This window comes from Stenotrophomonas sp. STEN038, assembly GCF_056759895.1.
In genome coordinates this window covers 13350-26708 of the sequence record NZ_JBRRDW010000014.1, presented here as the reverse complement: position 1 = coordinate 26708, position 13359 = coordinate 13350, and the positions used below count along the sequence as shown (strand labels likewise).

The following is a 13359-nucleotide window of genomic DNA, read 5'->3' as shown; positions in this document are numbered from 1 at the left end:
TTGACCAGATAAGCACAACACATTTCCTGACATTGGGATTTGACGGCAGGGAAACAACCTCTGGATCATAGCGGCCTTCTCCATACACAACCGGATGGAACGTCCCATGCTCTCAGGCTTCGACGGGCTCCGCTTCAATCATTGGCAAACCGAGCTGCGCGAGGATGGCGTGGCAGTGCTCAGCCTCGACCGCAAGGACAGCCCGGTCAATGCCATGTCGCAGGACGTGCTGCTGGAACTGGGCGACATCGTCGAGCGCCTGGCCATCGACCCGCCCAAGGGCGTGGTGGTGCGCTCGACCAAGGCGGCCGGTTTCATTGCTGGCGCCGACCTGAAGGAATTCCAGGAATTCGACCGCCGCGGTACCGTCAATGACGCCATCCGCCGTGGCCAGAGCGTCTACCAGAAGCTGGCCGAGCTGCCCTGCCCGACCGTCGCCGCGATCCACGGCCACTGCCTGGGCGGCGGCACCGAGCTGGCGCTGGCCTGCCGTTACCGCGTGGCCTCCAACGATCAATCCACCCGTATCGGCCTGCCCGAGACCCAGTTGGGCATCTTCCCCGGCTGGGGCGGCAGTGCGCGCCTGCCACAGCTGGTCGGCGCGCCTGCGGCGATGGACATGATGCTGACCGGCCGCACGCTGTCGGCCTCGGCCGCGCGTGCTATCGGCCTGGTCGACAAGGTCGCCGCTCCGGCGGTGCTGGTCGATGCGGCCATCGCGCTGCTGCAGACCGGGGTGACCCGGCCGTTCAAGCAACGCGCCACCGCCTGGGCCACCAATACTTTCCTGGCCCGCAAGATCCTCGCCCCGCAGATGGCCAAGCAGGTCGCACGCAAGGCCAAGAAGGACCAGTACCCGGCGCCCTACGCGCTTATCAACACCTGGGAGCGCACCGGCGGCAGCCCGATCCAGAAGCGCCTGGACGCCGAGCGCCGCGCCGTGGTCAAGCTGGCCAGCAGCCCGACCGCGCGCAACCTGATCCGTATCTTCTTCCTGACCGAACGGCTCAAGGGCCTGGGCGGCAAGGATTCGGGCATCAAGCACGTGCACGTGGTCGGCGCCGGCGTGATGGGCGGCGATATTGCTGCCTGGGCAGCCTACAAGGGCTTCAACGTGACCCTGCAGGACCGCGAGCACCGCTTCATCGACCCGGCCATGACCCGCGCGCAGGCGCTGTTCGACAAGAAGGTGCGCGATGAGAGCAAGCGCCCGGAAGTGGCCGCACGACTGAGGGCTGATCTCGCCGGTGACGGTGTTGCCGATGCCGATCTGGTCATCGAAGCCATCATCGAGAACCCGGAAGCCAAGCGTGCGCTGTACCAGACGCTGGAGCCGAAGATGAAGGCCGATGCGCTGCTGACCACCAATACCTCCTCGATCCCGCTGGTCGAGCTGCGTGACCACATCCAGCGCCCGGCGCAGTTTGCCGGCCTGCACTACTTCAACCCGGTCGCGCAGATGCCGTTGGTGGAAATCATCCACCACGACGGCATGGCGCCGGAGACCGAGAAGCGTCTGGCTGCGTTCTGCAAGGCGCTGGGCAAGTTCCCGGTGCCGGTGGCCGGCACGCCCGGCTTCCTGGTCAATCGCGTGCTGTTCCCGTACATGCTGGAAGCCGCCACCGCGTATGCCGAAGGCATCCCTGGCCCGGTGATCGACAAGGCCGCGGTCAAGTTCGGCATGCCGATGGGCCCGATCGAGCTGCTGGATACGGTGGGTCTGGACGTGGCCGCTGGCGTTGGCAAGGAACTGGCGCCCTTCCTCGGTCTGCAGATCCCGGCCGCACTGGCGACCGTCGAGCCGAACAAGCGCGGCAAGAAGGATGGCCAGGGCATCTACAAGTGGGAGAACGGCCGCGCAGTGAAGCCGGAAGTGGCCAAGGACTACCAGGCGCCATCGGATCTGGAAGACCGCTTGATCCTGCCGTTGCTCAACGAAGCCGTGGCCTGCCTGCACGACGGCGTGGTCGCCGATGCCGACCTGCTCGATGCCGGCGTGATCTTCGGCACCGGCTTCGCCCCGTTCCGCGGCGGCCCGATCCAGCATATCCGCGCGACGGGTGTGGATGTATTGGTTGAGAAACTGAAGACCTTGCAGGCGCGTCATGGCGACCGCTTTGCACCGCGCAAGGGCTGGGACATGCCGGAGCTGCGTGAGCCGGTGGTTTGAGTTTTTGCCGGTTGATTGAATGAAAAACGGAGCCGAAAGGCTCCGTTTTTTTGTTTCACCTGTAGTGCCGAGCCATGCTCGGCAGGAGCCTTACCGGCACGCGCGCCAGGTTGTGGGAGCGGCGTAAGCCGCGAAACCACAGATCAATCAGATTGCAGTTGTTCCGGCAATTCCAGCAATGCCAGCTTCGCGGCTTACGCCGCTCCCACAAACAACAACCGAGGCTGATGGATCATCGGTAAAGCCTCTGCCGAGCATGGCTCGGCACTACACTTTAGCGGTGCACATGCCCATGGTGACCTTGATCATCCGGCCCATGCGCATGACCTTCGTGATCATGATCATGATCATGATCACCACCGCCCGCCTTCTTCTCAGCACAATCATCACCACAGTGATCCGCTTCAACCTGTACCGTCACATGATCGATATCAAACCGCTCATGCAATAGATCAGCCAGCTCACGACGCAATACATCCGGTGCCTGCCCATCATTCATCACCACATGCACAGTCAATGCAGGCGTGCTCGATGCCAGCGCCCATACATGCAGATCATGGATACCGGCAACACCGGCATGCCTGCGTAGCGCCTGCTCGATATCGGCCAACACCACGCCCTTGGGCACGCCTTCCAACAACACGTTGATCGCATCGCGCAGCAGCACCCAGGTGCGTGGCAGTACCCACAAGCCGATCAGCACCGCAAGAATCGGATCAACCAGGGTCCAGCCGGTGAAATGGATGATCAGGCCGCCGGCAATCACCGCCACCGAGCCAAGCATGTCACTCCACACTTCCAGATAGGCGCCCTTGACGTTCAAGCTCTCGCCGCTGCCCGCGCTGAGCAGGCGCATCGCGATCAGGTTCACCACCAGGCCGAATGCAGCCACCCACATCATGCCGGTGGAGGCGATCGCCTGCGGCTGCTGGAAGCGCTGCACGGCCTCGAACAGGATGTAGATACCCACGCCGAACAACAGCAGGCCATTGGCTACCGCACCAAGCGCTTCCAACCGCGCATAGCCGTAGGTGCGCTTGGCATCGGGCGGACGCCGGCTCAGGCGAACGGCGGTCAAGGCGATCATCAGCCCGATGGCATCAGTCGCCATATGCGCGGCATCGGACAACAACGCCAGGCTGTTGGTCCAGAAAGCACCAATGACTTCGACTACCAGATAGGCGGTGGTCAGGCCCAGCGCCCACCACAGTGGTTTCTCGTGACGGATTTCGCTGGGCAGATGGTTGTGGTCGTGACTCATGGCTGGCTCCTCATAGCGGGGCCAGCTTAGTCAGCCTGTGGCGGCGGAGACTATTACATCGCCGCCGCCCGGTTCAGTGATCAGCGTGGTCCGAGCACCGTCTGCATGTCATCACCCTGCGGCATGCCCGAGCGCATCTGCACCGTGCCGTCTGCATCCTTGAACAGGATGCCCGGCGTGCCCTGGAAGCCCAGGTCCAGCATCAACGCCTCATTCGCACGCAGCTTGGCCTGCACCGCCGCCGGCACCGTCGCCAGCGGCTTGATGCCGCCCTTGGCGAAATCACGCTCGTTCTGGATCAGTGCCTGCTCCGGCGAGGCTGCGCCCAGAATCGCGGCGGCCTTGTTGGCACTGTCCTCGCGGATCACGCCGACCAGGATCTGCCGGATCTGCACCTTGCCTGCGGCTACCCAAGGCTGTGCAGCTTCCCAGAAGCGGTTGCAGTACGGGCAATTCGGGTCGCTGAAGGAATAGATGACGCGCGGCGCATCGGCCTTGCCATCGCGCACCCAATGGCTGGCCTCGACCTTGGCCCAGGCCTGCTGGCCCATCGGCCCGGATACCAGCTCCTTGAGCTTGGCGGCGCTGACGTCCTCACCCTTGGCGTTCACCAACGTGCCAACCACCGCGTACTCACCATCCTTGGACACATACACGCCCAGCGGACGCTGGCCGGCGACGCCGGCATAGCCGGTCAGGCCAACCGGCGTTTCGAACGTGCCCATGAACTCCACGCCCTGCGAGCGCAGGGTCTTCACTACCGCCGGCTCATTGGCCGCAGCCGGCTTTGCCGTAGTCGCCGCCGGGGCACTGGCAGTCTGTGCGCAGGCCAGCGGCGTCAGCGTCATGGCGGACAACAACAGCAACATCGAACGGGAACGCATCATCGTGTGTCTCTTTCAGGAAAGGGGTTATTGCATTTCGCGCAGGCGCGCTTCCAGCGTGGCGCGCGACAGCTCGCCCATGTGCACATTGCGCAGCCGCCCATCGGCGCCGAAGAACAACGTTGTCGGCAATGCGCGGGCACCGGTCTGCTGCATCACCCGCGACTCGGCATCCAGCAGCACGTTGCCCAACTGCATGTTCTCGGCACGCAGATAGTCGGCGACCTCATCGCGGGTTTCACCTTGGTTGGCAAACACGAACTGCACCTGCGGGTGCGCCTGCTGCGCCTGCGCCAGCACCGGCATCTCGCGCCGGCAAGGCCCGCACCAGGTCGCCCACAGATTGATCACGGTTGGCTTGCCGGCAAATGCAGCCAGCGGTGCCGGCTTGTCCTGCATGTCAACCAGCACTGCGTCCGGCAACGGAATGGATGAGCGCTGCATTGCAAACAACGCCATGCCGCCGATTGCCCAGAACGCCGCACCGGCAGCCAGGCCAAGCAACACCGGCTTGCGCAGGATGCGTTGGCGGGTCTTCCACAGCGCATAGGCGGCGGCGACCAACAGGCCGGCCCAGATCGAATAACCGCCATCGCCCAGACGAATGATGGACAGCGGCTGCGGCAGATAGTCGCCAGCATGCAGCGCCACGTGCCCCAGACGTGCGCCAAGCAAACCCAGCAGAAACGCATCCAGCACCACCGCACCAGCGCGGCTGCGCATTCCATCGGCAACAGGGGTCAATGCGCGCGCGAAGAACCAGCCAATCGCCAGCGCCAACAGGGCAACCAGCGCCATCAACGGAAACGGGCCGGCGCTGATCATTCCGCCATTCCGATAGTGGTGCCCAGCACAAGCGAACTTGAACAAACAGTGAATCCAGCCATCAACACAACGTCCTCAAAAACCTGTTGTTGCTGCCGATAATAGTCGGCTGCCTCTTGGCACTTTACCGGTCGTACGCATGAACATCGTCCCCGCACCACCCCCAGACACCGACAGCAGCGCGCTCGCAGATGCCTGGAAACACAGTCTCGACGCCGCCGGCACTGATGCGAGCCAGATCCTCGCGAGCCTGGCAGACGCGCATGCCGCTGAACTGGCCGCGCATTTTTACAAGGTCATGATGAACGACGCGCGTGCCTCACGCTCGATGTCACACGACCAGGTCCGGGTACGACTGCAACCGGCCATGCAGCGTTGGGTCAGGGACCTGCTGCGCGCAACGCCCGACAACGTCGAGCAGCTGATCGCCAACCAGCGCGTCATCGGCGATGTGCATGCACGCGTGGGCATACCGGTTGACTTGGTCACCCGTGGCACCCGCGTGCTGAAGCAACGCCTGTTCCAGCTGATCGGCGCGCAGGCCGGACACGGCGAAGCCGCACATGCCGCCATTGCCAGCCTCACCGCATCGTTCGACATCGCACTGGAGGGTATGACACTGGCCTATTCCAACGCACGGGAACGTTCCTCACGCACGGATGCCGCCTACCGGCTGTTCTCGCTGGTGCAGAACGTCAGCACCGAGCGCGAACGCCAGCGTGCATTGCTGCTGGATTGGGAGAATACCCTCCTGTACGCCCTGGCGGCGCAGGGCGACCTGGGCAGCTTCCAGACCCTTGCACGTTCGGAGTTCGGTCTCTGGTTCAACCACAAAGGCATTCCGAGTTTTGGCGAGAGCTCCGAGACCCGCCAGATCAGCGGTTTGATCCATGACGTCGACCAGTTGCTGCAGCACACCTTGCAGCAGGACAACGACCCTGCCGCGCGTACCGCGCAGCTACAGGATGTGCGCTCCAAGGTCAGCCAGATCCGCACCTTGCTTGGCATGTTGTTCGAGCGCATCGGCGAACTGGATGCCGGCTGCGATGCCTTGACCAACCTGCTCAACCGCCGCTTCCTGCCCACCGTACTGCGCCGCGAGATCGAGCTGGCGGAAAAGTCCGGCGACAGCTTTGCCGTGCTGCTGCTGGACCTGGATCACTTCAAGGCCATCAACGACGAGCACGGCCACGAAGCTGGCGACCGCGCCCTGCAACACGTCGCCGGCATCCTCAGCCAGTTCACCCGTGGCAGCGACTACGTATTCCGCTACGGCGGCGAAGAATTCGTCGTTGTGCTGGTGGCGGTGGAGGAACGCCAGGCCATGGTGATCGCCGATGGCCTGTGCCGACGCCTGGTCGATACACCGGTCACCCTGGCCGACGGCCAGCTGCTGCCCATCAGCGCCAGCATCGGCGTCGCCCTGTATGACGGCCACCCGGACTACGAGCGGGTGATGGCACGTGCCGACGCCGCCATGTACCAGGCCAAGAAACAGGGCCGCAATCGCGTCGTACTTGGCAGCGATGCCTTGCCCACCGCACCGGGCCGCAACGCATTGCGCCGCGACTGAGCCGCAGACGGCACCAACCGATAGCACATGCTGTAGGTGCAGCGAACGCATAGGCTGCAGGCGGGTGCAAACGGCCACCCGCCTCTGGAAGCCTGCAATGCACATCCTCCGCGCCCTGCTCATCCTGCTGCTGTGCAGTGCCCTGTCCGCCCTGGATGCCAATGCCCGCGAGGTGCCGCAGCCAGCGGCGCATGTGCAGGCCGATGGCCCCTATGTGTTCCGCGACGGCAAGCGACTGCAGGCACAATGGATCTGCGACGATCGGGTGATTTCCCGGAAGTTGAAGGCAAGGCGTGATATCGCCCGTGTCATCGCACCAGAGTGCAGCTATCCGCATCCACTGCGTATCGCCCCGCTCGCTGTGCCGACGAGTGAGGTACTGCCCGCAGTGCCGCGAATCGTCGCCGTCTCCGACATCCATGGCCAGTACGATCTGCTGCGCCGCTTGCTGCGCGCCAACGGCGTGATCGACAGCGACGACAACTGGGCATTGGGTCAGGACACGCTGGTCATCGCCGGCGACGTATTCGACCGTGGCCCGCAGGTCACCGAAGCCTTCTGGTTGCTCTACAGCCTGCAGCAGCAGGCCGCGCAGGCTGGCGGTGCAGTGCACTTCGTGCTCGGCAACCATGAAACGATGGTGCTGTACGACGACCTGCGTTACGTCAATCCCAAGTACCTGCGCAGCGCCCAGCTGCTGGGCCGCAGCTACCCGCAGCTGTACGGCAGCGATTCGGTGATCGGGCAATGGCTGCGCACGCGTCCGGTACTGCTGCGCATCGGCGATACCTTGTTCCTGCATGGCGGCATCTCGCCTGATGCACTACAACTCGCGCTCGCTCCAGCGGCCACCAACGCCGCGTATCAGGCCTCGCTGGGCCGGCCCAAGGCAGAAGTGAAAGCGGATCCGGCCACCGCACCGCTATACGACGGCAAGACCAGCCCGATCTGGTACCGCGGCTATTTCAATGGCCAGCTGGATACTGCAGGTGTGCAAAGCGTGCTCGACCAGCTCGGGCTCAAGCGCATCGTGGTCGGCCACACCTCGATGTCACACGTCAGCAGCTTCCACGGCGACCGCATCATCGCCATCGACAGCAGCATCAAGGACGGCGAGAACGGCGAGTTGCTGTTCATCGAGGACGGCAAGCTCAGCCGCGGGTTGCTGGATGGCACGCGGATGCCGCTGGAAATTGGCCAGGTGGATCGCGAAGACTGAAGCCATTTCAGCTATCAGAAATCACCGTTTATGACATTAGGTTTCATCCCAAATTCACGTAGTCATAACCTGATTTCAACGATGGTAAATAGGCAGGTTTCACGCAGGCCTGAGGGGGCAGTCAGCGTGTCGCCACGCAAGCGATAGGTGAATCGCGGCGGGGATATGTTCCGGCCGTGAGTGACGTTTTCTTCTCCACGGAACAGGCGATGAAACCACTGACGCTGGCCACATTGCTGCCACTTGCGCTGCTACCCGGCGCAGCAGGCGCGCAGGACTCCGTTGCCGCATTGCGGGCGGAGATCGCGCAGGCGCAGCAGCATCTGCAAACGCTCAACGCGCGGTTGGATGCACTGGAGCAAGGACAGGCAAGTCCCACCCCAAAACCGCCACCACCTCCGCCGCCTGCCGCGACCTCCCCCCTGGATACAACAGCTGCCGGCACCGGCAAAGCAATCACCGCACAGAGCATCCTGCCGGCGCGTGACTCGGTCGCAGACCCTTCCACCGCTGCCTCACGTCTGGATAACGCGCCGTCACCGACCGACCCGGAACTGAAAGGTTTCATTGCCATCCCCGGCACCGACACCATGATCCGGCTCGGCGGCTATGCCAAGCTCGATGCGATTGCAGACCGCCACGCCGCTGGTGATACCGAGCAATTCATTCCTTCGTCGATTCCGGTCGACAGCCCGCACCGTGATGTCTCGCACTTCGGCATGCACGCCAAGCAGACCCGCTTCAGTTTCGAGGCACGGCGCCCAACCACACACGGCAAGCTGCGTTTTTACCTGGAGAACGACTTCTTCGGCAGCAGCGACAGCTACGAATTCCGCCTGCGCCACGCGTACGGCCAGTTGGGCAATACCTATGCCGGCTACGGCTATTCCACCTTCATGGATGCCGACTCGCTGCCAGACACACTGGACTTTGCCGGCCCCGGCGCGGCCGGCTATCTGCTGGTAGCGGGCATCCACCACAGCTTCGCGCTGGGCAAGGGCAACAGCCTGACCGTGGCGGCTGAGAACCCCGATTCGCAGCTCGCCAACACCGGCGACAACGACAGCAAGACCGAGCACCTGCCCGACATCAGCCTGGTCGCACGCATGGAGCGTGATTGGGGCCACCTGCAGCTGGGCGCGGTGCTGCGCAGCCTTGGCTACGACGGCGATGGCCGCAGCGACCGCACGTTCGGCGGCGGCCTGCAACTGAGTGGTTCCTACTCCGTAGCCGAGCGCGACCTGCTTTTGTTCGGCCTGATCGGCGGCAAGGGCATCAGCCGCTACACCGCCGACCTCACCGGCTCCAATCTCGATGCCGCCCTCGATAGCGACGGCCGGCTCAGAGCGCTTCCACTGCGTGGCGGTTTCTTCGGCTATACCCACTACTGGTCGGACCTGTGGCGTTCCAACCTGATCTACGGGCAACTGCAGATCGACAGCGCCGATGCCTTGGCCAGCGATGCGTTCCGTCGCAGCCGTTACGCGGCATTGAACCTGCTGTGGAGCCCGGCACCGTCCTGGACCATGGGCATGGAACTGCTGTACGGCCAGCAGCAGCTGCAGAACGGCCACGATGCGGACACCCTGCGCCTGCAGGGCAGCCTGCAATACAACTTCATCAAGTAACAGGCAGCCGATGACTGCACGCGCCACGTGCGGCTGGCCACCCAACGATTCACGCAATGTCCTTCCCATCGAATTACCCGGCAATGCCGGTGAGAGGAGATAGTCATGGCAGGTCAGAAGAAAATCGGGGTCGTCGGCGCGACCTTCCTCGTGGCAGGCAACATGATGGGCTCAGGCGTCTTCCTGCTGCCTTCCAGCCTGGCCAAGATCGGCACCGCCTCGATCTGGGGCTGGCTGATAACCACCGCTGGCGCATTGTTGCTGGCCTTCGTGTTCGCCAAGCTCGGCAAGCTGGCACCGAAGGCGGGCGGCCCGTATGCCTATGCACGTGATTGGTTCGGCCCCTACATGGGCTTCCAGACCAACACCATCTACTGGTTCGCCAACTGGATCGGCAATGTCGCCATTCCGATCGCGGCGGTCGGCTACTTCAGCTACTTCTTCCCGATCCTGTCCGAGCCCGTGCCACGCTGTATCGCGGTGCTGACGCTGGTATGGGCGCTGAGCTTTGCCAATGTCATCGGTCCATCCTTCGTCACCCGCGTGCAGACGGTGACCACCAGCTTTGCCTTGGTACCCATCCTTGGCATCGCCGTCTTCGGCTGGTTCTACTTCGACCCGACCATCTTCAAGGGCGCCTACAACGTATCCGGCCAATCCAACTTCGGCGCCGTCTCCAGCGCGGCGGCCCTGACCTTGTGGGCGTTCATCGGAGTTGAATCCGCATCTGTGACTGCAGGTGTGGTCGAGAATCCGGAGAAGAACGTTGCCCGCGCCACCCTGGCTGGCGTGTTCCTCGCGGCAATCGCCTATATAGCCAGCTCCTCGGTGATCATGGGCATGGTGCCCAACGCCGACCTGCAGGTATCGGATGCGCCATTCGCATTGGCCGCCGCAAACGCAGTTGGCGGCTGGGGCGGCGCGCTGGTCAGCTTGTGCGCCTTCGTCGGCGCTGCCGGCTCACTGGGCGGCTGGATCCTGTTGACTGCACAGAGCGCCAAAGCGGCATCGGATGACGGCCTGTTCCCCGGCATTTTCAGCAAGATCAACAAGGATGAAGTGCCAGTCAAAGGCGTGCTGATTGTCGCCGTGCTGATGACCCTGGCTGTACTGATCACCTCCACCTCGGAAACCGCATCCGCGCAGTTCGACGTGATCACATCGGCCGCGGTGGTACTGACCCTGCTGCCTTACATCTACTCCTGCGTGGCCTGCTACTTCGTGGTGGAGCGTTCGCACACCCTCGTCCATACCGGCGCGTTCTGGGTGTTGACCAGCATCACCGTCGTCTACTGCCTGTGGGCCATCTATGGCTCGTCCGGCAGCATCGTCCAGTACGCCTTCCTGTTCGTACTGTTCATCACCGTGTTCTATCCGTTCTTCAGCGATGAGCGCCGCAAGCAGCGCCTTGCCAAATTCACTCCGAATGGCACCGCCCGTGCCAGCACGAACTGATCCCCCGCTCGGTAGATAGGAACAACATCATGTACTTCAAATCACTCGATTACCCGATCGTCATCATCGATGCCGACTACGAATCGCCGCGTATCGCCGGCATCCTCATCCGCGCTCTGGCCGAAGAACTGCGCAAGAGCGACCAGCGCGTGCTCTCGGGCCTGAACCTGGACGATGCCCGCGCCGGCGCACGCACCTATGTGGCAGCGTCGGCGGTGCTGATCTCCATCGACGGCACCGAGGACGATGACGACCAGTTCCAGCGCCTGCTCGCCTTCCTGCGCGAGCAGAGCCAGCGTCGCGCCGACCTGCCGGTATTCCTGTACGGCGAACGTCGCACCATCGAGAAGATACCGAGCAAGCTGCTCAAGTTCGTGCACGGCTACATCTTCCTGTTCGAGGATACCAAGAGCTTCATCGCCCGCCAGGTAATGCGCGCCGCCGACGATTACATGGCCAAGCTGCTACCGCCGTTCTTCAAGGCGTTGATCCACCATTCGGCACAGTCCAACTACTCCTGGCATACGCCCGGTCATGCGGGCGGCGTAGCCTTCACCAAGTCGCCGGTAGGCCGTGCACTGCACCAGTTCTACGGCGAGAACACCTTGCGCAGCGATCTGTCGATCTCGGTGCCGGAGCTGGGCTCGCTGCTCGACCACACCGGCCCGATCCGTGACGCCGAAGCCGAGGCCGCGCGCAACTTCGGCGCCGACCACACCTTCTTCGTCACCAATGGCACCTCCACTGCCAACAAGATCGTCTGGCATGGAACGGTGGCGCGTGGCGACATCGTGTTCGTCGACCGCAATTGCCACAAGTCGCTGCTGCACTCGCTGATCATGACCGGCGGCATTCCGGTGTACTTCACTCCCAGCCGCAATGCCCACGGCATCATCGGGCCGATCAGTCTTGACCAGTTCTCTGGAGAGGCACTGCAGAAGATGATCCAGGCCAATCCTTTGGCCAGCAAGGCGGCCAAGCCCGGTGCCAAGCCGCGTATCGCGGTGGTCACCAACTCCACGTATGACGGGCTCTGTTACAACGCAGAGAAGATTGCCGACAACCTCGGCAGCGCGGTGGACTTCCTGCACTTCGATGAAGCCTGGTACGCCTATGCCGCGTTCCACCCCTTCTACGAGAACCACTACGGCATGGCCAAGGGCAAGCCGCGCGAGCAGGACGCGATCATCTTCACCACCCACTCCACGCACAAACTGCTGGCTGCGTTTTCGCAGGCATCGATGATCCACGTGCGCAACGCGGCAACGCGGGAACTGGACGCGGAACGCTTCAACGAATCCTTCATGATGCACACCTCCACCAGTCCGCATTACGGCATCATCGCCTCCTGCGATGTGGCGTCGAAGATGATGGAAGGTGACGCCGGCAAATCGCTGGTGCAGGAAATGCATGACGAAGCCGTCGCCTTCCGTCGCGCGATGCTGCATGTCAGCGAGGACCTGGGCCGCGATGACTGGTGGTTCAAGGTCTGGCAGCCCGATGGCGTGGAGCGCACCCTGGCCAAGGGCGACAGCAGCAAGCCGATGGCCACCTCGCGGCCGGACTGGTACCTGCGACCGGATGCACGTTGGCACGGCTTCGACAATCTCGCCGACGACTATGTGTTGATCGATCCGATCAAGGTCACCCTGCTGACGCCCGGCCTGTCGATGGACGGAGAGATGGGCAAGCTGGGCGTTCCTGCAGCGGTGCTGAGCAAGTTCCTGTGGTCACGCGGCATCACCGTGGAGAAGACCAACCTGTACTCGGTGCTGTTCCTGTTTTCGATGGGCATCACCAAGGGCAAGTGGAGCACCTTGGTCACGGAGCTATTGGCCTTCAAGGACCTGTACGACGCCAATGCACCGCTGAGCCAGTCACTGCCCAGCCTGCTCGACGACAATGCTGCCGCTTACGCCGGCTGGGGCCTGCGTGACCTGTGCACGGCCCTGCATGAATTCAACCGGGAATTCCGCGTGGCCGAGGTGATGCGCGAGATGTATGTGGAGCTGCCGGAGCCGGTGATCACGCCGGCCGAGGCCTATAACCATCTGGTGCGTGGCGAGATCGAGCGGGTGGATATCGACCAGCTCAGCGGCCGCGTCGCCGGCACCATGCTGGTGCCCTATCCGCCGGGCATCCCGACCATCATGCCGGGCGAGCGTTTTGGCGCCAGCGATGAACCGATCATCCAGTCGTTGCGCATCGCCCGTGAGCAGAACGCGCGCTTCCCGGGGTTCGAGTCGGATGTGCATGGCTTGATCATCGATAACAGCGGTGAGAAGCCGAGTTATCGGGTGGAGGTTTTGAAGATTTGAGCTAGAGGAAAGACTCGGCGCTAGCT

At 63.2% G+C, this 13359-nt stretch carries 9 protein-coding genes; 6 read left to right on the top strand and 3 right to left on the bottom strand.

The genetic code is table 11. The features are described from left to right. Positions 1 to 106: 106 nt before the first annotated feature. Positions 107 to 2170, top strand: coding sequence for a 3-hydroxyacyl-CoA dehydrogenase NAD-binding domain-containing protein (locus tag ACVOLS_RS07880; protein WP_481545162.1), 2064 nt, complete (start codon positions 107 to 109; stop codon positions 2168 to 2170). 274 nt (positions 2171 to 2444) lie between these two features. Here ACVOLS_RS07880 and ACVOLS_RS07875 read toward each other — a convergent pair whose 3' ends face one another. The 3 genes from ACVOLS_RS07875 to ACVOLS_RS07865 form a co-directional block, all read right to left on the bottom strand. Continuing rightward, complete coding sequence (locus tag ACVOLS_RS07875; RefSeq protein WP_481545161.1) at positions 2445 to 3431, bottom strand: cation diffusion facilitator family transporter; 987 nt, start codon at positions 3429 to 3431, stop codon at positions 2445 to 2447. 80 nt (positions 3432 to 3511) lie between these two features. Next, complete coding sequence (dsbG, locus tag ACVOLS_RS07870) at positions 3512 to 4318, bottom strand: thiol:disulfide interchange protein DsbG (RefSeq protein ID WP_481545160.1); 807 nt, start codon at positions 4316 to 4318, stop codon at positions 3512 to 3514. Between the two features lie 24 nt (positions 4319 to 4342). After that, positions 4343 to 5140, bottom strand: a complete 798-nt coding sequence (locus ACVOLS_RS07865; RefSeq protein WP_481545159.1) for a TlpA family protein disulfide reductase — start codon at positions 5138 to 5140, stop codon at positions 4343 to 4345. A 139-nt stretch (positions 5141 to 5279) separates the two neighbouring features. Between ACVOLS_RS07865 and ACVOLS_RS07860 the strand changes: the two genes are divergently transcribed. From ACVOLS_RS07860 to ACVOLS_RS07840, 5 genes are all read left to right on the top strand, one after another. Beyond that, positions 5280 to 6713, top strand: a complete 1434-nt coding sequence (locus tag ACVOLS_RS07860; RefSeq protein ID WP_481545158.1) for a GGDEF domain-containing protein — start codon at positions 5280 to 5282, stop codon at positions 6711 to 6713. Positions 6714 to 6810: 97 nt separating this feature from the next. Continuing rightward, entirely contained in the window at positions 6811 to 7932 is a 1122-nt protein-coding gene (locus ACVOLS_RS07855) for a metallophosphoesterase (protein ID WP_481545157.1), read from the top strand. Between the two features lie 209 nt (positions 7933 to 8141). Then, a complete protein-coding gene (locus ACVOLS_RS07850; protein ID WP_481545156.1) occupies positions 8142 to 9560 on the top strand; it encodes a DcaP family trimeric outer membrane transporter in 1419 nt (472 codons plus the stop codon). A gap of 105 nt (positions 9561 to 9665) precedes the next feature. Then, positions 9666 to 11015, top strand: coding sequence for an arginine/agmatine antiporter (gene adiC, locus ACVOLS_RS07845; RefSeq protein ID WP_481545155.1), 1350 nt, complete (start codon positions 9666 to 9668; stop codon positions 11013 to 11015). A gap of 29 nt (positions 11016 to 11044) precedes the next feature. Further along, positions 11045 to 13333, top strand: coding sequence for an Orn/Lys/Arg family decarboxylase (locus ACVOLS_RS07840; RefSeq protein WP_481545154.1), 2289 nt, complete (start codon positions 11045 to 11047; stop codon positions 13331 to 13333). Positions 13334 to 13359: the final 26 nt, after the last annotated feature.